Origin of the sequence: Synechococcus sp. BDU 130192, assembly GCF_963876085.1 — a bacterium.
Classification (GTDB): domain Bacteria; phylum Cyanobacteriota; class Cyanobacteriia; order Cyanobacteriales; family MRBY01; genus MRBY01.
Window position 1 is genome coordinate 56,449 of record NZ_CAWNNO010000004.1, and the last position, 23,865, is coordinate 80,313.

A 23,865-nucleotide genomic window follows, 5' to 3' on the forward strand; every position below is an offset into this window, starting at 1 on the left:
TGTCTCCGTAACAAAAAGTTCAAGCCAAAAGCGTTAGGATGCTACCACAGAATTTGAAACGCGCGACAACGAAAACTAATCCAAGCTGTCCTGGAGAGCCATCTGCATCAAAATATCGTGGGTGCTGTCGCTATGGCCATCGGCATGGGGTTCTTTTTGGTGGTAATGGCCGTCCTGCTGGAGCTGCCAAGATAAGCGGTTATCGGACAACATAATCCCCAGGATCTCGTTGAGATCGCCAATTAACTTGGGATCCTCTACGGGGGTCACCGCTTCCACCCGACGACTCAGGTTACGGGTCATCCAATCGGCGCTACCGATGTACATTTCCTCGGCCCCATCGTTTTGGAAATAGTAAATGCGCGAGTGTTCCAGGAACCGCCCAATGATACTGATGACGCGGATATTTTCACTGAGGCCCTCGACACCGGGACGGAGACAACAGATCCCCCGCACAATCAGATCAATTTCCACCCCCGCTTGGGATGCCCGATAAAGGGTTTGGATCATTTCTAGATCGACTAGGGAGTTCATTTTCGCGACGATCCGTCCACTGCCGCCATTTTTGACATGGGCAATCTCCCGTTCGATCATTGCCACCATGCGAGACCGGAGGGTGACGGGGGCCACCAATAACTTACGGTAGGAACTTTGGCGGGAATAACCCGTGAGGAAGTTAAACAAATCCGTGAGATCTGCCCCCAAATCCTCACGACAACTCAGTAAGCCTAGATCCGTATAGAGGCGGGCGGTTTTCGGGTTGTAGTTGCCGGTGCCAATGTGCACGTAGCGGCGAATTTTTTTCTCTTTCTCTTGACGTACCACCAGGACAATTTTGGTGTGGGTTTTTAGCCCAGCCAGGCCATAGACCACATGAACGCCTTTTTGTTCGAGGGTTCTGGCCCAGTTAATATTATTTTCTTCATCAAAGCGGGCTTTTAACTCGACCAATACCGCCACCTGTTTGCCATTTTGGGCGGCTTCGATGAGGGATTGAATAATCGGCGAATCACCGGAAGTCCGGTAGAGGGTCATTTTAATCGCCAGCACATCGGGATCCTTCGCCGCTTGGGTAATGAAAGCCTGGACGGTGGCAGAAAAAGAATGGTACGGATGGTGCAAAAGGCGATCGCCCTGACGAATCAACTCAAAAAAATCCGACTCAAAATCTTCCGAAGAACGGCTCCCCTTCCCCGCATCAAGCCAAGCCGGGGCAGTGGGTGACCAGGGTTTGTCCTTGAGGTGCTTGAGGGGCAAACCGAGGAACGTAAACAAAGAATCTAGACCAATTAAACCCTCTACTTCATAGACATTAATGTCCTGGAGATCCATTTCCTTGATGAGCATTTGCCGCACATCTTCCGGCATAGAATGGTGAATTTCAAGGCGCACCACAGAACCGCTAAACCGCCGCTTATGTAACTGTTCCTCGATGGCAATCATCAAATCGTCGGCTTCGTCCTCTTCCACCGAAAGAGACGCATTGCGAGTGACCCGAAAGGCATAACATTCTTGGATATTCATCTGGGGAAAGAGGGTATCCAGATTGTGGGCGATCACCTGTTCGATGGGCACCCCCACCCAAATCACTTTTTCTTGATCGGGGTAATAGCAAAGCTCTGGGGGTAATATGACAAACCGGGGAAAATTCCCTGGCACCTTGACCCGGGCAAATCTTTCTTGTTCCTCGTTTTCTGGTTCTTTGATCACCACCGCAAGGTTTAGGCTGAGGTTAGAAATGTGGGGAAATGGGTGACTCGGATCAACGGCGAGGGGCGTCAGGACGGGGAAAATATGCTCCTGGTAAAAGTCATGGAAATAGTTCCGTTGTTCCCGGTTGAGGTCGAGGTAGTCAACGAGGTGAATCCCTTCCTGGGCGAGGAGGGGCTTAAGGGTGTGTTGAAAATGCTGATCCTGGAGTTGGACGAGGGGTTTGAGGCGTTCGTAAATGTCTTGGAGTTGTTCGGCTGGATTGCGCCCATCAAAGGAGAGTTTGCTGACCCCGGCCTCCACTTGTTGCTTCAGTCCGGCAACCCGCACCATGAAAAATTCGTCGAGGTTATTGCTAAAAATGGCGAGAAATTTGAGGCGCTCTAGCAGTACGTTGCGGTCGTCCAATCCCTCACTGAGAACGCGGCGGTTAAATTCAAGCCAACTGAGTTCCCGATTAAAATAATATTGCGGATTATCGAGGTCAGTTTTGAGTTTACTGGCGGTTTTCGCAGAGGACATATACTTTTTATGCAGAGGATCGAAACTGTGACGGGAAGCCTTTCTCGCCATTGTTAATAGAGTAAACCCCATGACCAATTGTTATCGCAAACTTTTGCTTTTTCTTAGCCTCAGCTTAATGATGGGGGCCGGGCAGGTTTCGGCGGCATCTCTGGTAGGGCCAATTCAGGATCCTTTGCTCCCAACCCAGCAGGGCGATCGCCCCTTGAGTGAGTCCCAGGTGGCCCAACTAACCCAGACAATCATCACCCTAGAGGCCGAGGGGTTCGAGCAATGGGCCGCAGGAAATAAAGAGGCGGCTTTTTCTCGGTGGTGGCGGCAACTGCGGTTACGGCAAGTCTTACCGGATCGCCAAGCCGAAGTGGAAAGCCTGGGGCGGATCGGGGCGATCGCCTGGGAAGATAATCAAACGGAGCCGGTCAATGAAATCACCGAACGTTTGGTGGCCATCGAACAACAAAATTTTTCCCAAGACTATAATCTCCTGCTGCCCCTGGCCACGGCCTATGAGCAAATTCGGGATTCCCAACGGGCGATCGCCCTCTATCGGCAGCACCTAGAGACCCTCGAAGATCCCTACAAACCAGAAATTTTGCGCCTAATCACCCAATTGGCCCTAGATTGGTTTAACACCAACGCCGCCCTCAATGCCCTAGAAGAAATCGCAACCCTCAACGCCCTTACGGACGCAGACCGGGAACAACTCGCCGCCCTCTACGAGCAAACCCAGCAGCCCGAAAAGGCGATCGCCCAGCAACGGCAACTCACCGCTGTTTATTTCCAAGAACAAAACTTGCCCCGACTGATCCGCACCTACCAACAAATCGCCGAAAATTACAGGCAACTCCGGGACTATCCCCAGGCCGTAAGCTTTAGCCGCGATGCCTTTACCCTCGCCTGGGAACTGGGGTATTTTGATGCCGCCGAAAGTGCCCTCACCCAGTTGGCGACCCTTTACCTGGCCCAAGAGAAAAACGCCTCCGGTCTCCAAGTCTACGAACAACTGATCACCGTCCAGGAAGCGAGCTATAACCGCTTTGGGATGATGGAAACCTACCGTACCCTCGGCACCCTCTATGAACAGGCGGGCCGCTACCCCGATGCCCTCGTTGCGCTCCAAAGGGGATTGGCGATCGCCAAAGAATTGAACCACAATATCAACGACTTCACCCAAGCCATTGCCACCCTGCCGCTTCAATGAAATCTTTGCTCAAAAATCTTGCCGTTTTAGACCGCTACATCATCGGTGAACTCAATCTAGCCTTTGCGTTTGGCTTGGGGCTATTTTCTGCCCTGGGGATTGCCGTCGGTAGTCTCTTTGATCTTTTGGCCCAGGTGCGAGAATCTCGGTTGCTCTTTGATGTGGCTCTGAAGGTCATGGCTCTGAAAATGCCGGAATTTATCGGTTTTGCCCTGCCGATGGCCGTTTTGCTGGCGACCCTCATTGTTTACAGTCGCCTCTCTGGAGACAGTGAAATTATCGCCCTCCGCAGCCTGGGGATTAGTGTCTATCGCCTCGTTTTACCGGCCCTCATTTTCAGCATCCTGGCCACAGCAATCACCTTCGTTTTTAAAGACCAAGTGATCCCCCTCGCCAATGCCCAGGCCACCCAAACCCTTGAACAAGCCTTTTTACAAAAACAAGCGCCCTTTCGAGATGAGAAAATTATTTATCCCGAATATGGCGAGGATGATGTCCTCAAGCGCTTATTCTATGCCGCCGAATTTGATGGGCAACAGATGAAAGATCTGACGATCATCGACCGCTCCAACGGCAGCCTCAACCAAATTGTCACCGCCGATGCTGCTGGCTGGGATCTGGCCCGCAATCAATGGAATTTTCAAAATGGCATTATCTACTTCATTGATATCGACGGCTCCTACCGCAATGTGCTGCGCTTTGACCGCCACCAAATTCAACTCAGCAACGAGCTACGGGTGGACGAAGAATTACCCAAACACGAAGATATGAGCCTGGCCCAACTCCAGCAGTACATGCAGACTGTCGCCGCTGACCCTGACCGGGATGAGGCTTGGTTGCGGAAGTTGCGGGTGCGGTTCCAAGAAAAAATTTCGTTCCCCTTTATTTGTCTTGCCCTGGGTGTGGTGGGGGCAGCCATTGGTTTACGGCCCCAGAGTGCAGGGAAAGCCACGGGGTTTGGCCTCTGTGTGGGATTAATCTTTGGGTATTATTTCCTCGCCTTTATGATCAGTTCCGTGGGTGTGGCTGGGTATTTGCACCCCATTTTGGCGGCCTGGTTACCCAACCTGATCGTGATGGCGATCGCCTCTGGTCTTGTGCTGCAAAGTGCAAAATAAGCCCATGGTCTGGCAATTTATCCTGGGCTGATTGGCTAGGTCTGAACGCAAATATCTTTAGTGAACTCTTATGACAAAAAAGCGCCTCTTCATTGGAGTTGAAAAGAAAATTATGTATGTAGTCTATTTGTAACTGACGACATACATGAAGAAATACATTGCAGAATTTCTAGGGACATTCTGGTTGGTTCTGGGGGGATGTGGCAGTGCTGTTTTTGCCGCCGTCGTCGCCCTATCCGACGCTGACCTTTCCAACGGCTTAGGTCTGGGTTTTCTGGGGGTTTCCCTGGCCTTTGGTTTAACGGTTGTGACTGGCGCCTATGCTTTCGGGCATATTTCTGGTGGCCATTTTAACCCGGCAGTTTCCTTTGGCCTATGGGCCGCCAAACGCTTTCCTGGGCATGAATTACTTCCCTATATCGTGGCCCAGGTTTTGGGAGGAGCTTTAGCTGGCCTTGTCATTTTGGTGGTCGGCAGTGGCAATGGCGCCTTAGACTTATCCGGCTCGAATCCCCTGGCTACCAACGGCTTTGGCAGCCACTCTCCAGGTGGCTATGGCTTACTGGCGGCTTTGATTATCGAAATTGTCATGACCTTTATGTTTTTGATGATTATTTTGGGTTCCACAGATCGCCGTGCCCCCGCTGGTTTTGCCCCAGTTGCCATTGGTCTCGGTTTAACGTTGATTCACCTGATCAGTATTCCAATTACCAATACCTCGGTCAATCCGGCTCGGAGTACAGGCGTCGCTCTCTTTTGTGGCAACGTCGAATTAATCGGTCAGCTATGGCTCTTTTGGGTAGCACCTATTTTTGGGGCGATCGCCGCAGGATATGCCTACAGTGCTTTCTTTAGCGAAACAAAAGATACGACGGGTACTGGGGCGCCGACGATCGCTTAGGCCTGTACCAGACATAATCTTTACCTGATATTTCCCCCATCGCTTGATTTTTCAAAACCTGGGGGATTTTTTATGGTCAATCTCTGGAATTAAGTTCGCTGGAGACAGGAAGCCTAATCACCAACATCCGCAATCCGAAAACCCATCTGGCACTCATAGGTCGTCGCCACCTTGGGAAAATTGCCATTGATGAGATGGCCGCAACATAATTTGCCCTGGCGTACGCGGGGGGTGCCACTTTGATCGGCCATTAAACAGCCCTGGCACACTTGATCAGTGGGTAAGATCTGTCCATCCGTAAGGATCATCAACATCTGCGCTTGCCTCCCATGGGACCCAACAACCACTCTTGCTTAATTTTTATTGTAAAGGGAACTGCTGATAAATTCGTTAAACTTGCTACACTGCTTAACCTTGGGAGCCATAGCGCCATTTACCTAGCCCGGCCCGCCGAGGAATGTTTGTTAAAATTTTAGCGATGCCGATGGTATAATGCGCCATCCGCAGGAAGTATTTTTAAATTTTATTTGCGATTGCGAAAGGAAGACCTCACCGTGACCCAAACTAACCTTGATTTCTTAGCCCAAACCGATAGCGTTGTTGCTGGGATGATTGCCAGTGAACTCAACCGCCAGCGGGTACACCTCGAACTCATCGCCAGCGAAAACTTCACCTCCCCAGCGGTGATGGCGGCCCAGGGTTCTGTCCTCACGAATAAGTACGCCGAAGGTCTTCCCAATAAGCGTTATTACGGTGGCTGCGAATTTGTCGATCAAGTAGAGCAAATTGCCATTGATCGCGTCAAGGAATTGTTTGGAGCGGCCCACGCCAATGTTCAACCCCACTCCGGCGCCCAGGCAAACTTTGCGGTGTTCCTAACGCTCCTAGAACCCGGTGACAAAATTATGGGGATGGACTTGTCCCATGGGGGCCACTTGACCCACGGTTCGCCGGTGAATGTGTCGGGGAAATGGTTTGAAGTGGTGCAATATGGCGTTAATAAAGAGACAGAACGCCTCGATTATGATGAAATCCGCGAAATTGCCCTGCGGGAAAAACCGAAGCTGATCATCTGTGGTTATTCTGCTTATCCGCGCATTATTGAGTTTGATAAATTCCGGGCGATCGCCGATGAAGTAGGTGCCTATCTGATGGCGGACATTGCCCACATTGCGGGATTAGTCGCAACAGGCCATCACCCCAACCCAATTCCCCACTGTGATGTGGTGACGACTACCACCCATAAAACGCTCCGTGGCCCCCGGGGTGGTTTGATCATGACCCGCGACGCCGAGCTGGGCAAGAAATTTGATAAGTCGGTGTTCCCCGGTAGCCAAGGTGGCCCCCTCGAGCATGTCATTGCGGGGAAAGCGGTGGCCTTCGGCGAAGCCCTCAAGCCGGAATTTAAAGCCTATTCTGCCCAGGTAATTGCTAATGCCCAGGCGATGGCCAATACCCTCGTCAGCCGTGGCTTCAAACTCGTTTCTAATGGGACAGATAATCACCTGATGCTTGTGGATATGCGCTCCATTGGCATGAACGGGAAGCGGGCTGATGCTTTGATCAGTGAGATCAACATCACCGCCAACAAAAACACCGTTCCCTTCGATCCTGAGAAGCCTTGGATTGGGAGCGGCATCCGTCTCGGTTCTCCGGCGATGACCACCCGGGGCCTCAAGGAAGTAGACTTTGCCGAAATTGCCAACATCATTGCGGATCGTCTGTTAAATCCCGATGATGAAGCGGTGAAACAGGATTGTCTGGGTCGCGTTGCGGATCTTTGTGAAAAGTTCCCCCTCTACCCCCATTTGCAGATTCCGGTAGCGGCGATCGCCTAAATTCTTTAATATCTTTTTAAATAATGGAAAGCTCAGGTTTAATGAAAAAGGTAACCTGGGTTTTTTCTTATTTCGGTTTTGCTCTATTCTCTCTGTTCTTAGCCAACGCCAATATGCCGAAGGAATTGTTGTATTTAGTCACGAGTCTAATCGCCCTGGTTGTGGTGCTGATTAGTACCCCCATTGTGAAAGCGATTGGCTTACGGAGTGGCCGGGTAGACCGACCCAACGAGCGGAAAGTCCATGACCGACCGATGGTGCGCTTGGGTGGCGTGGCGATTTTTATGGGCACCCTCGTCTCCCTAGGGACGGCTTGGCAGATGGATTGGTTCCCCCTTTTGTTTCCTGGGGAACAATGGCCGATCCTGGGGGTGCTGTTCGGGGCGATCGCCTTTTTTGGAATTGGCTTTGGGGATGATTTATTTGAATTAAGCGCCTTATCTCGACTGTTGATGCAATTCGTCGCCGCGGGCATTGCCTGGTTAATGGGGGTACAAATCGAATTTTTGACGATTCCGTTTACCGGGGAAGTGTTTTCTGTGGGCTGGTTGAGCCTACCTTTGACCCTAATTTGGCTTGTGGGCATGGCCAACGCGATCAATTGGATTGACGGCCTTGACGGTCTAGCGGCGGGGGTTTCGGGGATTGCGGCGGCGGTGTTGTTGGTGACGACCCTCTATCTCAACGAACCCATGGTGGCTTTTATTGCGGCGGCCTTGGCGGGATCGGCCCTCGGCTTTTTGCGCTACAACTTCAACCCCGCCCAAATTTTCATGGGGGATGGTGGCTCTTATTTTATGGGCTTTACCCTGGCGGCGATGGGGGTGGTGGGCCTCGTGAAAACGACGGCGGCGGCAGCGGTGCTCTTACCCTATGTGATTTTGGCGGTGCCCTTGATCGATATGACCACGGTGGTTTTTTCGCGGATTAGTAGCGGCTCTTCTCCTTTCAAACCGGATAAACGGCACCTGCACCACCGACTTTTGGCGGCAGGTTTTTCCCATCGCACTACGGTTCTATTTATCTATGGCCTTACCCTCTGGGCAGGGAGTTTGGCGATCGCCTTTTCGGGTCTCCCCAGCGGCACCCTCTATGCGGGGATTACGTCCCTAATTGTCGGGGTTTGGGGGTGGCAACTGTGGCGCAGGCGCGATTTTCCCGTCCACCGCAAATAGTACCAATGGCACATTCCCCTTGGCAGCATTACAACTCCGCAAAAGCACGCCTCAGGCAAACCATTTGGGACCGCTTGGCAACGGCTGGAGCAACGGTAACGCCTCCCCACGGCCACATTCCGAATTTCGTCGGGGCGATCGCCGCCGCTGAGAAATTAACTACCTTGGCAAGTTGGCAACGGGCAACGGTGATTAAGTGCAATCCCGATCGGCCCCAGGCCCCTGTACGTCACCAAGCCTTGGCTGCGGGAAAAACTTTGTACATGGCGGTGCCGCAGTTGGTGAATGAATCTTGCTTTGTCGCCATTACGCGGGAGCAGCTACCCCAAGGTCTCGATTTGGCGATCGCCGCCAAAAAAAACAACATCCTCAAATATGGCCGTCCCGTTAGATTCGCGGAAATGAAAACCATTGATTTGGCAGTGGTGGGCTGTGTGGCGGTGAGTGTGGCCGGCGGACGTACAGGAAAAGGAGCAGGTTTCGCCGATTTAGAACTAGCGATGCTTCAGCACTTTGGCCTGGTGGACAAAAAGACGACCATTGTGACCACGGTGCATGATTTGCAGGTGGTGCCCCCCGCAGCGTTACCCCTAGAAGCCCACGACTGGCCCCTGGATTGGCTTTGTACCCCTACAACTATTTATCAAACGCACCACAACCAGCCGCAACCCCAAGGCATTGATTGGCAACAGATTCGCCCCCAGCAGTGGGAAACAATCCCGATTCTCAAAAAGCTTTATGCAGAAAATTCGGAAAAGTCGCCCTAGTAGGCACCGTTATTTTTCGGGAACAGCATCACAAAAACAGTTTTACAGACGATCCACAAATCCATAAACCAATGGCGATGGTGCACATAATAAGAATCCATCCGTACCCTCGTGCCGTAGGGAATATCGTTGCGCCCAGACACCTGCCATAGCCCCGTGAGACCCGGACGAATGGTCAAAACTTTGTCGATGTGGCGACCGTATTTATAAAGTTCTTTGGGGACGAGGGGCCGGGGGCCAACAATGCTCATATCGCCTTTTAAAACATTCCAAAACTGGGGAAATTCATCGAGGCTGGTGAGGCGCAAAATATGGCCAATGCCAGTAATTCTTGGGTCTTTTTTGAGCTTGAAATCCTGTTCAAATTCGGCGCGCAACTCTGGCGATCGCCGCAACATTTCTTCGAGTACGGCGTCAGCATTAATAACCATCGTCCGAAATTTGATGCAGCCAAAGGGACGAAAATCCTTGCCAACCCGCCGTTGTACATAAAAAACAGGGCCGGGAGAGGTGAGTTTAATAATTAGGGCGATCGCCAAATAGAGGGGAGAAAATAGCACCAGAACGCCGAGGGAAAAACAAATATCAAAGCTCCGCTTCGCCACTACCCCATCGAGCCAGCGCCGCAGGGACAGGGAGCGGTGATCGCTGGGGGCAAACAAAAACTCTGAGCTTTGTCGTGCTAGCCCAGCCACGAATTTCAGCGCATCAAACTGCCGATAAACTGCCATTACGATCCTCTCCACACACCAAAAACTGCCTGGCTGTTAGGGTCACGCCTCACCACTGGTCGAACCCTGGGAAAATGGAGCGGGGCGATCGCCATTTGCGCCATTTTTCTTGACAGTTGTCTACAAATTCTACATAGCTTTGCCGAAAAATGTTAGCGGCGAATTGCTGAGCTCTCACAAAACAAGCTTCCGGCTGAATATCTTGGGCCTGGGCCTCAAAACGCTCGACTCCATTAGCGATCGCCTGGGCCGATTGCTGAGGAAACAAAATTCCCGTTTTGCCATCGGCGACAATTTCGGCCGCCCCCCCGCGATTGAAGGCAATCACAGGCGTCCCGCAGGCCTGGGCTTCGACCAGAACAATACCAAAATCTTCACAGCCTGCATAAACATAGGCCTTTGCCCGTGCCAGATAATCTTCCACCACTTCATCCGGTTGCCGCCCCAGGATTTGCACATTGGGTTTTGCCATCTTTTGCAGCTTTTCTAATTCTGGCCCGCCACCAATGACCACCAAATTTTTGCCCAACTGGTTAAACGCTTCTACGATTAACGCCACTTTTTTGTAGGGCACCAACCGCGACACTGTCACATAAAAATCATCCTTTTCCTCTCGGTAGGCAAAGCGCTCTAAATTGACCGGGGGATAAATCACCGCTGCCCGTCGCCGATAGCAGCGCCAGATTCGTTGGGCTGTCCAGTGGGAATTGGCAATAAAATAATCCACCTGGTTGGCACTGATCACATCCCATTGCCGCAGTCGATGGAGAAAATACCGCGCCAAAATCCCTTTAATGCCCTTGCCGAGGCCAGAATTATTTAAGTAATCAAAGGTTAAATCCCAGGCATAGCGCATCGGTGTGTGGCAGTAGCAAATGTGTAGCTGGTGGGGCCGTGTCAAAACCCCTTTAGCCACCGCGTGGGACGACGACAAAACTACGTCATAATCTTCAAGGTTAAATTGCTCTATGGCTAAGGGCATCAGCGGCAGATAGTTTTGTAAACCATATTTTGCCCGGGGAAATTTTTGTAAAAAACTGGTGGCGATCGCCCGACCATAGAGATAGCTATCAGGATTAGACGACTCAAAATCAATCAGAGCAAAAAGATCCGCCTCAATGTCCTGGAGAATTTCGCGCACCACCAGCTCTGAACCCCCCGTGGCGTAGGGCGTCAACCATTCATGAACAAGCGCGTAACGGGCCATGGGGACTCCCTTCTCTAAACCAATAGTCAAACCGAAAATGCCAGCTTCTAGCGAATTCCAGACCTTTTAGTATATTTCACCCCACAAAATCCTCAAACCGGGAACCCCAGCAGGGGACAAAAGCGTCAATATATGTTTAAGTGCAGTGAAGTGCATCAGTGTCAGTATGCGGCATATACATACAAGCGTATAAATATAAGGGCAAGCATACGGCACCATCCAAAACTTTGTCCTTATTCTGTAGCATCTGAAAGAAACCCATGAAAACCAATCAGCTTTTAACATCCGTAAGTCGCTCTACTGCCCTGGCCTTTCTCGCACTTACCCTAGGACTTGGGGGCGAAAAAGCACTGGCCCAGTGGCAACCGACTATTTCTGTCCCAGAATTTAAAAACGAAACCAATGGCAGCTATTGGTGGTGGAACAGCAGCACCTCCCAAGAACTGGCCGATGCCCTCAGCAATGAGCTTACTGCCACTGGCAACTTCCGCGTCGTTGAACGGCAAAACCTAGGGGCCGTCCTGTCAGAACAGGAATTAGCTGAATTGGGAATTGTTCGCCCAGAAACGGGAGCCCAACGGGGCCAAGTCACAGGGGCGCAATACATCGTGCTCGGTCAGATCACCTCCTACGAAGAAGGGGTCAAGGAAGAATCGACTGGCTTTGGGCTCAGTGGCATTCGGATCGGTGGCGTCCGGCTCGGCGGTGGTGGCCGTGGCTCTAGTGAAGAGGCCTACGTTGCCGTGGATCTACGGGTTGTTGACTCTACCACTGGGGAAGTGCTCTATGCGCGTACCGTTGAAGGACAGGCAAAATCTGATTCGACTTCCGGAGGTGCAACAGCGAGTTTTGCTGGCATTAATCTTGGTGGCGATCGCACCGAAACAAATCGCGCTCCCGTTGGCCAAGCGCTCCGGGCGGCCTTGATTGAAGCTACTGATTATCTCAGTTGTGTGATGGTCGAACAAAATGGCTGCATGGCTGAATATGAAGCGAAGGACGAGCGCCGTCGTGAAAATACCCGGAGTGTCCTTGATCTTTTCTAGACCGTTGAGCTCGTTGCCCTTCCTTTAGGGACAATCAACATATAAGTCAGCGATCGCCGCTGATTTTTTTTGCCCATTCTTAGAAGACTTGTACCCCAAAAAAGCCCTTGAATCTTTGGCGGTGGCTGCATATAATATAAAAAAGATAGTTTCTGTATCAAAAGTAACTAAATCAAGTTTTTCTTAAAGGGAGTTTAAGGCTATGCGGATGCGTAAAGAGAAAAATGAAACCCTCCGGGCGATGGAACGGGTTTGGGCGAGACATATGCTCAAGCAGCAAGATGCCCAGAACAAAAATGCGGATGCAGTCCGGGAAGCAAAGGAAATTCTTAACGAATACGGCGAATAAGTCAGTTAAATAATTTTTACGGTAGGCATATGTTTCAACACATATGCTTTTTTCATGGCTTGAAACCCCAGAGTGGGCTAGCCTAACTCAAAACTGGTCACCCCAAAAATATTTTGGACAGGAATTGTTGGGGGCGCTTGGGTATACATCCGCGCCGTTTCAAACACGGGCTGTAGTTGGTAGCGTTGGGCCAGGGCGATCGCCTCTGGATTGACCATGGGCACATCGAGGAAAAGTTCACTACCAGTGGGCAGACTGCCTTTGAGGGCGAGAAAGAGAATTTCTGCAATTTCAGCATTGTCAGCAAAGAGGGGGCCAATTTTATAACCCCGACGACAGAGACGTACCATGCCATAGCCTGTAATTTCAGTATTATTGACCATCACCCAGGTGGTGCTGTCCGGTTGCTGCAGCCAAGCTTTTAAAAAGGAGCGGCGATCGCCTGGAAAAAACTGCTGGTCATACTGACAAACTTCTTCAATATCGACCACTGTCAAGGGCTTCAAGCCCGGAGATTCTGGAACCTGGCCACCACCGAAGCCACTGTAACGCACGTTGTTATAGGCCAGATTAAAGCCCGATTTTTTGTAATTTTCCTGCTGGGCGACGACCCCATCGAGACCAACATTGCGACCAGCCACGGAGGCGATCGCCGCTTGCCAAATTTGCCAACCATAACCCTGGCCACGGTACTCTGGTTTGACGATATAGAAACCAATGAACGCAAAATTTGGGGCATATTTCACTGCTGAAATACTGGCGATCGCCGCTCCATCCAGCAAACCCACCAGAAATCCTGTGGGATCGGCGGCATAGAAACTGGCTGCATCCTGTAGGCCGGGATTCCAACCTTCCTGGGCGGCCCACTCAACGGCTAAATCCAGTTCCGTTCGGGTCATGGTTCTGATGGTGTAGGTTCCGCTCATCGGCGATCGCCCCCGTAAATTTTTTTCAGTCTAGCTTGGATATTTTGGCGACTTTTTGCTCTGTTGCATTTCCTGATAATTGCGTAGGATAAAAGCAGTTTTTGGAGCGACATGGCGATGATTCCAGGCGAACTACGTCCCCAAGCCGGGGAAATTGAACTGAATGCAGGCCGAGAAACAAAGGTGGTTACGGTGGCCAACACGGGCGATCGCCCCATTCAAGTGGGGTCTCATTTCCATTTTTTTGAAGTCAATCGTGCCCTGCGGTTTGACCGGGCGGCTACAAAAGGAATGCGTTTAAATATCCCGGCGGGCACAGCAGTACGCTTTGAACCCGGTGACGAAAAGGACGTAGAATTAGTGGCCTTGGCGGGTCGCCGCCATGTGTATGGTCTGAATAATTTGGTAGATGGAGCATTGGACTAGATGAGCACAGTGATTGGGATTGATCTGGGGGGCACGGCCATCAAAGGGGGAAAATTTAGCCCTGATGGTCTTTGTTTAGCAGAAAAAGCAGTACTCACCCCCCAACCCAGTACCCCAACCGCTGTCGCCGAGGCGATCGCCAATTTAGTGAATGCGTTAAATCAAGATCACACCTGTAAAGCGGTGGGGATCGGCATTCCTGGCCCGGTAGATGGTACAGCGCGCATTGCCAAAGTCGCAATCAATCTCAGTGGTTGGCAGGATGTGCCCCTCGCAGACTGGGTGGAAGCAAAAACAGGTTTACCCACAACGTTAAATAACGATGCCAACTGTGCCGGCCTGGGGGAAGCTTGGTTGGGGGCGGGGCGCGATCGCCAAAATCTCCTGCTCATCACCCTAGGAACGGGAGTCGGTGGGGCGATAATCCTCAACGGAAAACTTTTTACGGGCCATTACGGTGCCGCTGGCGAGTTGGGGCTGATTACCCTCAATCCCGATGGCCCCCCCTGCAATAGCGGTAATAATGGTTCCTTCGAGCAATATTGTTCGATCAATGGCGTTAAGCGGATTTCTGGTAAAGATCCTGGGGAATTAGGAGAACTGGCCCAGGCGGGAGATGCTGAGGCGATCGCCCATTGGCAAACCTACGGCAAACTGTTGGGGGCCGGGCTGACAAGCTTAATCTATATTTTCACCCCGGAGATGATTATTCTGGGGGGCGGCATCAGTGCCAGCAGTGAATTTTTCCTCCCAGCGGCGATCGCCGAAATTGAACGGCGGGTGCTGCCTTCTTCACGGGTGGATTTAAAACTGACCAAGGCCCAGTTAGGCAACAATGCAGGTATGGTGGGTGCAGCAAAACTCGCCCTCGAAAAAATCTCAAATACCCTGGACAATTAGGGAGAATTATTGATGCCATCTCTGCTAGCTTGATCTTTTTAAAAAGCCTCCGCCAAAATACGGAAAACACCATAAACGTCATAGAAATTCACTGCAATGAGTTAGAAAACGAGATATTTGCATCTGTTTAGGGGAACTACAACTAAAGTAATCTCGTCCCTTAGTTATCCTCCTGGAATCCCTAAACCATGGCTTTCTACAAACAAATATCTGCTTTTTGCAGTGCCGCTTCTTTGTTGACAATTCCCCTGGCGATCGCCCCAGCCCAAGCTCAACAAAGTTACCCCCTCGTCTGTCGGGGTGGTGGTGGCTTAAGCATCGTCAATACGGGCAACAATAACGTCAGAATTAATTTTCGGGCCGCTGCTGGTAGTGCCCCCCAAGGTCTGCAACCAGGGGAATGCAGTTGGCAGGATCGCGCCTTTCGTTCCGGGGAGCCGACTGTCATTTGTGATACCAGTGCCCGGGCAGTGCAATATGTCAGCAAACTTGTCCAAAGCAATGAATATGCAACCCTCCAAGTTTTTAATAACAACCAGGGCTGTATGCAAGCTAATGCGCCGATCCTTAACAACCCCCCTGTGCTCAATGTCCCCCCTGGAATCCCAGCGGCAGTACAATTTCGCCCTAACTTAAATCAGATTTGGCAGTCTAACTATGGCAATATCCACTGGCAAGAAGGTTGGTATCGCAACCAAACCCAGACCATTGCTATCACTTCCCAAGGTTGGGACAGTAATCGTAATGCCTATGTTGTCGAAGGGCGTTGGGGTCGCACAAATAGTAATGATGCCGGGCCATTTGAAATGACATTTAGCTCCGCTTGCGAGTTTTCCGGTAGCTGGAGTCGCCCTAACGGCACAAGTGGCGGCTGGACTGGTTCCTGTCAATAAAATGGTTGTGGCCTAATCGCTGCTTGGCTGAAAGATGCAGGGGGAATTGAAATAGGCTTCAAGCTTCTCCTCTGCATCGCTTTTTGTTTTTTTGTCCATGTCATTATCTTGAGCATTATTTTGGAGACTGAAATCGATGTCTGTCTTTAAAGAAGCCTGTGCCTATCTGGGTATGTCCTCTCTCCTAATTGTCCAAGGGGCGATCGCCCCGGCCCAAGCCCAACAAAACTATCCCCTGACCTGTCGCGGTGGCGGGAATTTAAGCATTACCAATACCAGCGGTAACAAGGTGAAAATTGTCTTCCGGCCAGCAACGGGCAGTGCTCCCCAAGGCCTGCAACCAGGGGAATGCAGTTGGCAAGATCGCGCCCTTCGCTCCGGAGAACCCAATGTGATTTGTGATACTGGTGTCCGTGCTGCCCAGTATCTCCCCAAGCTCATGCAAAGTAGCGAATCTACGACACTCCGAGTGTTTAACGATAATACTCAAGGCTGTATGCAAGTCGTTGGCTTAGGCGCGGCTCCGGTACCCCCTACCACCACCAACGCCAATGAGCGATCCCGTAATCCTGGCACGCCAAACACAAACCCAGCGACGCAGAATACGAATAACAATAACAACTCGTCTAATACCGCAAATACGGGAAATACTGGGAATGGTTCATTTACCAGCGGAAATCCTTCTAGTTCTGGGCAATTCCGGCCTGCTTTAAGGGGAATTTGGGAAACTACTTACAGCTATACCAATGGGGAACTGCAGGGCTATATCGATTGGGGATTGTCGACGGTTGGGGGGCCGGATAGCACTGATTTCATGACTATCACCACAGAGGGTTGGGACGCAAATCAAAATGCCTATGTAATCAAAGGAACCGTTCAACTAGGACTCCTGGGTGCCCCTTTGGGCACTGGCCGTTTGAGAGATTTTGAGATGACTTTTACGACGCCTTGTCAGTTTGAAGGGGTCTATGGCAACTCCCTAAACCGACCAATACCCTGGTCTGGCACTTGCCCCTGATCACGAGATTTTTTGACGGTGCAGAGAAATTTCCTTTAGGATAAAACCAGTTTTTCTGCACTGTATCTAGGTTGTGCCATGGTGGGCCGAAAGCTTGCTTTTAACCGTAATGCTGCCCTTGAAAAGGCGATGGAATTGTTTTGGGAAAAGGGTTACAGCGCCACAAGCCTTGCGGAACTTTTGGACTACATGGGGATCCAGCGGCAAAGTCTGTACAACACCTTTGGCAATAAACATGATTTGTTCCTGGAGGCGATCGCCTACTATGGCAAAATCGCAGTGCGCCAGCTAGAAGAGCGGCTCAATTATTCCGCTTCCCCCCTCGAAAATCTCCGAAATTTGTTTTATCAAACCGCCGACAATGCCAAGCTCCTCGGTTGTCGGGGCTGTTTTGTCGTCAACGCGATGATTGAACTCGCACCCCATGATCCCCAGGTGGCCGCCCTTGTGGAAGAGATTGCCACTAATATCGAACAAATTTTTACGGCCACTCTCGACCAGGCGATCGCCAAAGGAGAACTGCCCCCCAATTTTGACAGCCCGAAAACTGCCCGTTATCTCTACCATGTCCTTCTAGGATTAAATACCCGCATTAAAGGCTTGCCTAACCCCGAACACCTTAGAGAAACCCTCGATCTCGCCCTGATGGTGCTGCAACCCCAATAAAAAAGCCCCCTGGCCGATGAACCAGAGAGCCTATTCTCCCCTGGGGGAGATGTCAAAGACAGTGGGGGTTAACCTTCCCTGGGGGAGATGTCGAAGACAGTGGGGGTTAACCTTCCCTGGGGGAGATGTCGAAGACCATGGGGGCTAACTTCCCTAGGGGAGATGTCGAAGACAAAGGGGGTTAGTCGCGGCTATTGATGGCAATCAACAAGCGCAGAATAAACACAAATAGGTTGATATAGGTCAAATACATTGACAGAGCAGCCGAGAGATATTGCTCATTACGGTAGGCACGAGGCAACACATAGAAGTCAACTACCGCCGAACCAGCGAATAGTAACGTCCCTAAGCCAGAGATCCCGACCTCTAACCAACTGGGCGTGTAAACTCCAAAGAAAGCAAAACCAAGCTGGGCCAACAGCACCACAAACAAGGCAATAATTCCGAGGCGCACTGTTTGGGCCAGGGCTAAACCATCTTCATCGGAGAGGTTTGAGCCAATATTGCGCCCAATAATGAAGGTAATACCACAGCCGAGGGCTGCGATCCCAACCCCTTGGATACCGACCCCCGCAGTACCAATAGCGAGGGCAACAATCCCTGTGAGGGTGTACCCAGAAAGTAGACTGTAGCCGGCTAAGAGAGGGAGGGCGACGCTATTGTTTCCCTTTTCAGCGACCCCGCGGGCAACGAAGAAGAGGGCCAATTCAGCGATCAGGGCAACCCAGAAGGTGGGCATAAAGATGCTGGGATTGGTTTGGATTACTCCCAAACCACCATAGGTTCCGAGGGCTGTCAGGAGTAGGCCGCCACCCAGATAGGGCAGGGCATTTTTAATGACTTCTGGGCCAACCAGGGCTTGACCTTTGGCCTGCCGAATGGCGTCACGAAAATTACTGGTGTTGCTCATAAATAAGTGATTTGATGCTTGAAAAGTTAAAACTGCTTACTTTCTATTTTGGCAAAACTTTTCGGGGGTGGCAGTACGGATTCCTTTACTGTTGGGGAGGCTTCCGGGGATAATAGAGTTTAATTTGTGAACTGTCGTCAGTGAATTGAACTCACCATGCCGAAAACGGAGCGCCGGACGTTTCTGCTTGATTTTGAAAAACCTCTTTCGGAATTAGAATCACGCATCCATCAAATTCGTGATCTTGCTGCGGAGAATAATGTTGATGTTTCCGAACAGATTCAGCAGCTAGAGGCGCGGGCAGACCAGCTCCGGGAAGAAATTTTTAGTACCCTCACCCCGGCCCAACGGCTGCAATTGGCGCGGCATCCCCGGCGTCCCAGCACCCTTGACTATGTTCAAATGATGGCGGACGAATGGTTTGAACTCCATGGCGATCGCGGTGGTTCTGATGATCCGGCCCTCATTGGTGGGGTGGCCCGCTTTGATGGTCAACCGGTGATGATGTTGGGGCACCAAAAAGGACGGGATACGAAGGATAATGTCGCCCGCAATTTTGGCATGCCAGCTCCTGGGGGCTACCGTAAGGCGATGCGGCTGATGGACCATGCCAACCGCTTTGGGATGCCAATTTTAACGTTTATTGATACTCCTGGAGCTTGGGCGGGTTTAGAAGCGGAAAAGTTGGGCCAAGGGGAAGCGATCGCCTTTAACCTCCGGGAAATGTTTAGCCTCGATGTGCCGATTATTTGCACAGTCATTGGCGAAGGCGGTTCCGGTGGGGCCTTGGGGATTGGCGTCGGCGATCGCGTCTTGATGTTAAAAAATTCCGTTTACACAGTGGCGACCCCAGAGGCCTGTGCCGCCATTCTCTGGAAAGATGCCGGGAAATCAGAGCAAGCCGCCGCCGCCCTCAAGATTACAGCAGAGGACCTGAAAAGCCTTGAGATTATCGATGAAATTGTCCCAGAGCCAGCCTCCTGCGCCCACGCCGATCCCATTGGGGCCGCCCAACTCCTTAAAGCGGCAATCCAAGATAACCTCCAAGCCCTGCTGAAGCTGACGCCAGAACGCCGCCGTGAATTGCGCTACCAGCGGTTCCGGAAAATTGGTGTGTTTTTAGAAAGTTCCTAACTTTAGGATCTGGTTTGGCATTCATGGGTACTGATTCTAATCATTTAGCAATATTTTGTAACATTTCCGAAATTTTGCTAGGATAAGAAGCCGCTGAGCCCTAATGTGAACTATGGGACTTTCCCCCAATTTTGTTCCTTTGCAAGGCAGTTACATCACCAATATCCTTTCGTCTCCATTGGTAAACAGAGTTTAGGTCGTGGACATTTTTTCTGGGATTTTCTATGGACTAAGCTAAATTTTTTTGCCCACCCATCGCGCTATGTTGAGTGCAGTTCCCTGCCCATGATCTCTCCTGTCCACCTTTGGCGATCGCCTCTGCCCCTAAATTCTTGCAAACCCTTGGCCCTTCTTCCTTTCTTTGCGATGGCAGCCCCCCTGATATCCAAGCTCAATGTTCAACAGCATGGCAGATTCGGGATTTTGTTTAACGCCTCATCCATTGCCATTCCGCAACTCCTGATCTCCAGACCCATCCGGCTGTGCCGTCATCGAATGACGCAGCCTAGTCATGTCTGGCTAAAGTTTTGGCCGCTCCAGGATTTTTATTTCCGAAAGCGTCCCCAAAGTATTCTTCAAGGGATTCGACCATCCGTTGAGCCCAGTATTGAAGAATTGACCATGATCTCCAAAGCAGGGAATCCAACAGTTTATTGTTAGCGAGGATCTACTCTCCCCTGCCCCAGTTCCTTTTACTTCTTCATTCCATACCGAATTATGACAACATCTTCTTCAAGCGGCTTCAATGGTTCTACAAAAACCATGGCGACTGATGCTCTAGGTCGTGACCTCAATGATCTGGTGACTCGGCCAGACCGCAATAGCCACAATGGCAAAGCAGCAAGCATTCGCCCTGCCACAGAAGAAAGCCAGCAGAAAATGGCAGAGGCTGTGCATACGATGCTAGAAGCCGTTGGCGAAGATCCTGACCGTGAAGGTCTCCTAAAGACGCCGCTGCGGGTGGCAAAAGCCATGCAGTTTCTGACCCAAGGCTATAACCAGTCCCTTGAAGACATCGTCAATGGTGCAATTTTCGATGAAGGGCACAATGAAATGGTATTGGTGCGGGACATCGATTTCTTTAGCCTCTGCGAACACCATATGTTGCCCTTTATGGGTCGTGCCCACGTGGCCTATATCCCGAATCAAAAAGTTGTGGGCCTCAGCAAATTAGCGCGGATCGTTGAAATGTATTCCCGTCGTCTCCAGGTGCAAGAACGCCTGACCCGACAAATTGCAGAAGCGGTCCAAGAAATCCTTGACCCCCAAGGGGTTGCGGTGGTGATGGAAGGGATTCACATGTGTATGTCCATGCGGGGTGTCCAAAAGCCCGGTTCTTGGACCGTTACCAGTGCCATGATTGGGTGCTTCCAGAAAGAACAAAAAACCCGTGAAGAATTTCTCAACTTGATTCGTCACCAACCCAGCTTTATTTAAGGCAATTTGGGATTGTAGCGTCGCAATCTAAAACATAAATAAGAGAAGGGCAGCCCTAGGGCTGTCCTTTTTGCTAAATTGCCTATCAGCAATGGAAATCGACCAGCATCCTAGGCGGCATAGGTCGGGAAATCGGTATAGCCTTCCGCGCCTGTGGGGGCATACCAAGTAGCCATATCTGCATCGGGGTTTAAGGCCCAGTTATTGGTGTAACGTTCAACGAGGTCAGGGTTACTAATAAAAGGACGGCCAATGGCAATTAGGTCAGCTTGCCCAGTGGCGATCGCCGTTTCTGCACTGCTTCGATCATAGCCACAATTACCCATGAGAACACCATCATAAACGGCCCGGAAATCAGCCAAGGTCAGCGGCTCTCCCAGTTCATGGAAGCCAAAGGCCAAACCATCCATCACATGGAGATAGGCCAAATTGTACCGATTTAGTTGACTGGCAGCATAGGTAAACTGCTCCCGGAAATCGGGCGAACCCATATCATTAAAGGAACCATTGGGGGAAAAACGAACACCCACCCGACGGGAATCCCAGACCGTTGTTACCGCATCTAAAATCTCGAAGAGCAACCGACAACGATTCGTGGCGCTGCCCCCATAGGCATCCGTGCGATGATTCGTTTTCGATTGGAGGAATGTATCGAGTAAATAGCCGTTGGCGGAGTGAATCTCAATACCATCAAAGCCCGCTGCTTTTGCCCTGATTGCCGCCTGGCGATACTCCTCAATAATCCCAGGGATTTCTTCTGTTTCAATGGCCCTGGGGACTTCATAGGGCTGTTTGCCAAGGGGCGTATGAATTTCTTCGCCGTTATTAATTTTGATTGCGGAAGGGGCGATCGGCAATTGACCCCCATGGAAACTGCTATGGGAAGCGCGGCCCATGTGCCACAATTGCAAGAAAATCTTGCCGCCTTTGGCGTGGACGGCTTGGGTGGTGAGTTGCCATCCTTCAACCATAGCGTCCGTGTAAACACCTGGCGATTCATTCCAACCATTGGCCTGTTCTGAAATGGTTGTGGCCTCTGCAATAATTAGACCCGCCGAAGCCCGTTGGCCATAGTATTCCGCCATGAGCGCGTTGGGAATGCGATCTTTGCCAGCCCGTGCCCTGGTCATGGGAGCCATTACTACACGGTTTGTCAAAGGGAGATCCCAGAGGTGAAAGGGCTCTAAAAGCGTTGCAAAAGTCGTTGTCATAGATTTAATTGTTCTTTTTGACTACCTGGTCAATAAAATATTTGTTCATTGTAAACTTTTTTAACAATCTTCCTAAAAACCGAGATCTGTCTTAGCCAAATCTGCCTCGACAAACAAGGTTTCATCCGCCATCGTTTGCCAGTCATGGCAACCAATTTCTTGGTAAAACGTCTGGTCATAGGAGCGCGTCCGCATCACTACCGGCATCGGGAGAGCGTGACCAAGCACGAGAGCCTGTTGTTTAGAATCTAATTTGGCCAGGACAGAGCGTAGGTTACCGCCCCCAGAGACCCCCGTAAAAATCGCATCAATATCTTTTTCGTCATTGAGCAAACAAGTTACCCGCGTGCCAATTTGGGACATGACTTCGTTGTCGATACCGGAGGGACGTTGATCAACGACCAGGAGAGTGACAAAATATTTCCGCATTTCCCTGGCGATCGTGCCAAAAATGGTTTGGTGGACAATTTTAGAGTCTAAAAATCGGTGGGCTTCTTCAATGGTGATCACCAGGGGCGTCGGTTTATTCTGGACGTTTTTGGTTTGCAGGTACAGATCTGCTTTTTTCACATAGGCGGCGTGAATGCGTCGGGTAATCATGTTTGTCGCCAACATATACGACAGCATATTGGACTGGGAGCCAAACTCAATGATTACGTGTTTCCCGGCATCTAGGCTCTGGAGCAGTTGGTCGATGTAGTTAAAGGGGCAAGTTTGGCGGATATATTTAAGGTTTTCGAGTCGTTTTAATTTCCGTTGCAGAGCCATAATAGAACCAGCATGGCCCTGGCGTTCTTCGCAAAAGAGGCGGATATCTTCATTGCTCATCTCCAGAAGTTTGACAATCCAGGTACGACCAAACTCAGAATAGAGGACATTGGCATTATCGAGACTCGCCTCAGATAGCCCTAGTTCAAAACCAACGAGCCGAATATCTTCAATTTCAATTTGATCGAAGCTGAGGTAAAGTTCCTGGGCATCGCGTACCCCCCGCCGTTGGGTGGATTCTGAATCGAGGGTATAGATTTCGACTTGACCGGGGAAAAGCTGCCGGAGACCTTTAACGGTACTGACGCCTTTGCCCTCTTCAATCGCTTCCCAACCGTATTCAGAATGCATATCAAACATCAGGTTTACGGCGGCCCGTCGCTTGATAATGCCAGATAGCAATAACCGGGTTAGGAAGGATTTGCCGGTGCCAGACTTACCAAAAATGCCGTTACTTCGTTCCACAAAGCGGTCAAGGTCGAGGCAAATGGGCACATCCATATCAAGGGGACGGCCAATGGCAAATTTTTTGTGGTGGGGGTCGTCCTCCCAACCAAATACTCGCCGAAAGTCTTGTTCGTTGGCTTCGTAAACTTGACTGAAGTGACTAGGGATCGTTTTTACGGGCAGTAGCTCAAGGGTCTCAAAGTTTTCTGTTTCATGCTCTTCTGCTTGGCTGGGGGTAAACATCAGCATCGGTGCGAGTTCGACGGTGCCATAGGTGCTGGTTCCGGCGAGGACGGCTTGGAGGAAATCGTCGTTGGGATTGGGTGGGTCGGCGAGGATGCGGGGGCTAGAGGTGCCCAGGGAAACATCGGTGAGAAGACAGAAAAATTGGGAGCGGCTCCCTTTGACGACGAGAAATTTACCGACGCGCATTTCTTCGACGGACACATCGCCATGGAGACGGACTTCGAGGCCTTGGCTTAAGGAACCTTGAATTACGGAGCCAAGGGGGTGTTCGGTGGTCATGGGCAACTGAAGAAGGGGGGATTAGAGGTTGGTCGGAAC

General features: G+C 50.9%; 23 protein-coding genes. 15 read left to right on the forward strand and 8 right to left on the reverse strand.

From position 1 onward, the window contains the following. Window positions 1-75 precede the first annotated feature (75 nt). A complete protein-coding gene (ppk1, locus tag AACT35_RS01925; RefSeq protein ID WP_099238446.1) occupies window positions 76-2,232 on the reverse strand; it encodes a polyphosphate kinase 1 in 2,157 nt (718 codons plus the stop codon). A gap of 70 nt (window positions 2,233-2,302) precedes the next feature. Here ppk1 and AACT35_RS01930 point away from each other — a divergent pair, with 70 nt between their 5' ends. The 3 genes from AACT35_RS01930 to aqpZ all read left to right on the forward strand — a co-directional run bounded on the left by AACT35_RS01930 (window position 2,303) and on the right by aqpZ (window position 5,452). Next, window positions 2,303-3,433: a tetratricopeptide repeat protein gene (locus AACT35_RS01930; protein ID WP_099238448.1), complete on the forward strand. Its 1,131-nt coding sequence runs from the start codon at window positions 2,303-2,305 to the stop codon at window positions 3,431-3,433. After that, the gene (locus AACT35_RS01935; protein WP_030006909.1) at window positions 3,430-4,551 is read left to right on the forward strand and encodes an LptF/LptG family permease; all 1,122 of its coding nucleotides are present in this window, start codon (window positions 3,430-3,432) and stop codon (window positions 4,549-4,551) included. Before AACT35_RS01930 ends, AACT35_RS01935 begins: the two co-directional genes overlap by 4 nt. Before the next feature lie 145 nt (window positions 4,552-4,696). Next, window positions 4,697-5,452 (forward strand): aquaporin Z, encoded by a 756-nt coding sequence (aqpZ, locus tag AACT35_RS01940; protein ID WP_099238450.1) that lies wholly within the window; start codon window positions 4,697-4,699, stop codon window positions 5,450-5,452. A 113-nt stretch (window positions 5,453-5,565) separates the two neighbouring features. Here aqpZ and AACT35_RS01945 read toward each other — a convergent pair whose 3' ends face one another. After that, window positions 5,566-5,766, reverse strand: coding sequence for a hypothetical protein (locus AACT35_RS01945; RefSeq protein WP_012308025.1), 201 nt, complete (start codon window positions 5,764-5,766; stop codon window positions 5,566-5,568). A 240-nt stretch (window positions 5,767-6,006) separates the two neighbouring features. Between AACT35_RS01945 and glyA the strand changes: the two genes are divergently transcribed. From glyA to AACT35_RS01960, 3 genes are read left to right on the forward strand one after another with little or no spacing between them, the layout of a single operon-like run. Next, window positions 6,007-7,290 carry a serine hydroxymethyltransferase gene (gene glyA, locus AACT35_RS01950; RefSeq protein ID WP_065711720.1) on the forward strand — a complete coding sequence of 428 codons (1,284 nt, stop codon included), beginning with the start codon at window positions 6,007-6,009 and terminating at the stop codon, window positions 7,288-7,290. A 41-nt stretch (window positions 7,291-7,331) separates the two neighbouring features. Continuing rightward, window positions 7,332-8,465, forward strand: coding sequence for a glycosyltransferase family 4 protein (locus AACT35_RS01955; protein ID WP_445267894.1), 1,134 nt, complete (start codon window positions 7,332-7,334; stop codon window positions 8,463-8,465). A 5-nt stretch (window positions 8,466-8,470) separates the two neighbouring features. Continuing rightward, on the forward strand, window positions 8,471-9,232 hold the full coding sequence (locus AACT35_RS01960) for a 5-formyltetrahydrofolate cyclo-ligase (RefSeq protein WP_099238452.1): 762 nt from the start codon (window positions 8,471-8,473) through the stop codon (window positions 9,230-9,232). Here AACT35_RS01960 and AACT35_RS01965 read toward each other — a convergent pair. Next, window positions 9,229-9,963: a sugar transferase gene (locus AACT35_RS01965; protein WP_030006913.1), complete on the reverse strand. Its 735-nt coding sequence runs from the start codon at window positions 9,961-9,963 to the stop codon at window positions 9,229-9,231. The genes AACT35_RS01960 and AACT35_RS01965 overlap by 4 nt on opposite strands. A gap of 49 nt (window positions 9,964-10,012) precedes the next feature. Further along, entirely contained in the window at window positions 10,013-11,170 is a 1,158-nt protein-coding gene (locus AACT35_RS01970) for a glycosyltransferase (RefSeq protein WP_099238454.1), read from the reverse strand. Window positions 11,171-11,430: 260 nt separating this feature from the next. On the opposite strand from AACT35_RS01970, the gene AACT35_RS01975 reads away from it, so the two are divergent. Both AACT35_RS01975 and AACT35_RS01980 read left to right on the forward strand, forming a co-directional pair. After that, window positions 11,431-12,216 (forward strand): CsgG/HfaB family protein, encoded by a 786-nt coding sequence (locus AACT35_RS01975; RefSeq protein ID WP_099238456.1) that lies wholly within the window; start codon window positions 11,431-11,433, stop codon window positions 12,214-12,216. Between the two features lie 202 nt (window positions 12,217-12,418). After that, window positions 12,419-12,565 carry a hypothetical protein gene (locus tag AACT35_RS01980; RefSeq protein WP_156785474.1) on the forward strand — a complete coding sequence of 49 codons (147 nt, stop codon included), beginning with the start codon at window positions 12,419-12,421 and terminating at the stop codon, window positions 12,563-12,565. 77 nt (window positions 12,566-12,642) lie between these two features. Here the strand turns inward: AACT35_RS01980 and AACT35_RS01985 are convergent, their stop codons facing one another. Then, window positions 12,643-13,491, reverse strand: a complete 849-nt coding sequence (locus tag AACT35_RS01985; protein WP_099238458.1) for a GNAT family N-acetyltransferase — start codon at window positions 13,489-13,491, stop codon at window positions 12,643-12,645. A gap of 111 nt (window positions 13,492-13,602) precedes the next feature. Between AACT35_RS01985 and AACT35_RS01990 the strand changes: the two genes are divergently transcribed. The 5 genes from AACT35_RS01990 to AACT35_RS02010 all read left to right on the forward strand — a co-directional run bounded on the left by AACT35_RS01990 (window position 13,603) and on the right by AACT35_RS02010 (window position 17,394). After that, entirely contained in the window at window positions 13,603-13,917 is a 315-nt protein-coding gene (locus AACT35_RS01990; protein WP_339374580.1) for an urease subunit beta, read from the forward strand. Beyond that, window positions 13,918-14,817: an ROK family protein gene (locus tag AACT35_RS01995; protein WP_099238460.1), complete on the forward strand. Its 900-nt coding sequence runs from the start codon at window positions 13,918-13,920 to the stop codon at window positions 14,815-14,817. It begins immediately after the preceding gene. A 188-nt stretch (window positions 14,818-15,005) separates the two neighbouring features. Further along, on the forward strand, window positions 15,006-15,710 hold the full coding sequence (locus AACT35_RS02000) for a hypothetical protein (RefSeq protein ID WP_216820522.1): 705 nt from the start codon (window positions 15,006-15,008) through the stop codon (window positions 15,708-15,710). A gap of 136 nt (window positions 15,711-15,846) precedes the next feature. Continuing rightward, entirely contained in the window at window positions 15,847-16,728 is an 882-nt protein-coding gene (locus AACT35_RS02005; RefSeq protein WP_099238463.1) for a hypothetical protein, read from the forward strand. A gap of 78 nt (window positions 16,729-16,806) precedes the next feature. After that, entirely contained in the window at window positions 16,807-17,394 is a 588-nt protein-coding gene (locus AACT35_RS02010; protein WP_099238465.1) for a TetR/AcrR family transcriptional regulator, read from the forward strand. Between the two features lie 181 nt (window positions 17,395-17,575). Here the strand turns inward: AACT35_RS02010 and AACT35_RS02015 are convergent, their stop codons facing one another. After that, window positions 17,576-18,304: a Bax inhibitor-1/YccA family protein gene (locus AACT35_RS02015; protein WP_030006920.1), complete on the reverse strand. Its 729-nt coding sequence runs from the start codon at window positions 18,302-18,304 to the stop codon at window positions 17,576-17,578. 156 nt (window positions 18,305-18,460) lie between these two features. On the opposite strand from AACT35_RS02015, the gene accA reads away from it, so the two are divergent. After that, the gene (accA, locus tag AACT35_RS02020) at window positions 18,461-19,438 is read left to right on the forward strand and encodes an acetyl-CoA carboxylase carboxyl transferase subunit alpha (protein WP_012308039.1); all 978 of its coding nucleotides are present in this window, start codon (window positions 18,461-18,463) and stop codon (window positions 19,436-19,438) included. Between the two features lie 717 nt (window positions 19,439-20,155). Next, window positions 20,156-20,875: a GTP cyclohydrolase I FolE gene (gene folE, locus AACT35_RS02025; RefSeq protein ID WP_012308040.1), complete on the forward strand. Its 720-nt coding sequence runs from the start codon at window positions 20,156-20,158 to the stop codon at window positions 20,873-20,875. A 110-nt stretch (window positions 20,876-20,985) separates the two neighbouring features. Here the strand turns inward: folE and AACT35_RS02030 are convergent, their stop codons facing one another. Together AACT35_RS02030 and AACT35_RS02035 are read right to left on the reverse strand one after the other, a co-directional pair. Beyond that, window positions 20,986-22,086, reverse strand: a complete 1,101-nt coding sequence (locus AACT35_RS02030) for an alkene reductase (RefSeq protein WP_099238467.1) — start codon at window positions 22,084-22,086, stop codon at window positions 20,986-20,988. A 72-nt stretch (window positions 22,087-22,158) separates the two neighbouring features. Beyond that, window positions 22,159-23,826, reverse strand: coding sequence for a helicase HerA domain-containing protein (locus AACT35_RS02035; protein WP_099238469.1), 1,668 nt, complete (start codon window positions 23,824-23,826; stop codon window positions 22,159-22,161). Window positions 23,827-23,865 lie beyond the last annotated feature (39 nt).

Coding starts and splice junctions, on each gene's coding strand:
- ppk1 (WP_099238446.1), bottom strand. CDS start 2,232: ATGTCCTCTGCGAAAACCGCCAGTAAACTCAAAACTGACCTCGATAAT.
- AACT35_RS01930 (WP_099238448.1), top strand. CDS start 2,303: ATGACCAATTGTTATCGCAAACTTTTGCTTTTTCTTAGCCTCAGCTTA.
- AACT35_RS01935 (WP_030006909.1), top strand. CDS start 3,430: ATGAAATCTTTGCTCAAAAATCTTGCCGTTTTAGACCGCTACATCATC.
- aqpZ (WP_099238450.1), top strand. CDS start 4,697: ATGAAGAAATACATTGCAGAATTTCTAGGGACATTCTGGTTGGTTCTG.
- AACT35_RS01945 (WP_012308025.1), bottom strand. CDS start 5,766: ATGTTGATGATCCTTACGGATGGACAGATCTTACCCACTGATCAAGTG.
- AACT35_RS01955 (WP_445267894.1), top strand. CDS start 7,332: ATGAAAAAGGTAACCTGGGTTTTTTCTTATTTCGGTTTTGCTCTATTC.
- AACT35_RS01960 (WP_099238452.1), top strand. CDS start 8,471: ATGGCACATTCCCCTTGGCAGCATTACAACTCCGCAAAAGCACGCCTC.
- AACT35_RS01965 (WP_030006913.1), bottom strand. CDS start 9,963: ATGGCAGTTTATCGGCAGTTTGATGCGCTGAAATTCGTGGCTGGGCTA.
- AACT35_RS01970 (WP_099238454.1), bottom strand. CDS start 11,170: ATGGCCCGTTACGCGCTTGTTCATGAATGGTTGACGCCCTACGCCACG.
- AACT35_RS01975 (WP_099238456.1), top strand. CDS start 11,431: ATGAAAACCAATCAGCTTTTAACATCCGTAAGTCGCTCTACTGCCCTG.
- AACT35_RS01980 (WP_156785474.1), top strand. CDS start 12,419: ATGCGGATGCGTAAAGAGAAAAATGAAACCCTCCGGGCGATGGAACGG.
- AACT35_RS01985 (WP_099238458.1), bottom strand. CDS start 13,491: ATGAGCGGAACCTACACCATCAGAACCATGACCCGAACGGAACTGGAT.
- AACT35_RS01990 (WP_339374580.1), top strand. CDS start 13,603: ATGGCGATGATTCCAGGCGAACTACGTCCCCAAGCCGGGGAAATTGAA.
- AACT35_RS01995 (WP_099238460.1), top strand. CDS start 13,918: ATGAGCACAGTGATTGGGATTGATCTGGGGGGCACGGCCATCAAAGGG.
- AACT35_RS02000 (WP_216820522.1), top strand. CDS start 15,006: ATGGCTTTCTACAAACAAATATCTGCTTTTTGCAGTGCCGCTTCTTTG.
- AACT35_RS02005 (WP_099238463.1), top strand. CDS start 15,847: ATGTCTGTCTTTAAAGAAGCCTGTGCCTATCTGGGTATGTCCTCTCTC.
- AACT35_RS02010 (WP_099238465.1), top strand. CDS start 16,807: ATGGTGGGCCGAAAGCTTGCTTTTAACCGTAATGCTGCCCTTGAAAAG.
- AACT35_RS02015 (WP_030006920.1), bottom strand. CDS start 18,304: ATGAGCAACACCAGTAATTTTCGTGACGCCATTCGGCAGGCCAAAGGT.
- accA (WP_012308039.1), top strand. CDS start 18,461: ATGCCGAAAACGGAGCGCCGGACGTTTCTGCTTGATTTTGAAAAACCT.
- folE (WP_012308040.1), top strand. CDS start 20,156: ATGACAACATCTTCTTCAAGCGGCTTCAATGGTTCTACAAAAACCATG.
- AACT35_RS02030 (WP_099238467.1), bottom strand. CDS start 22,086: ATGACAACGACTTTTGCAACGCTTTTAGAGCCCTTTCACCTCTGGGAT.
- AACT35_RS02035 (WP_099238469.1), bottom strand. CDS start 23,826: ATGACCACCGAACACCCCCTTGGCTCCGTAATTCAAGGTTCCTTAAGC.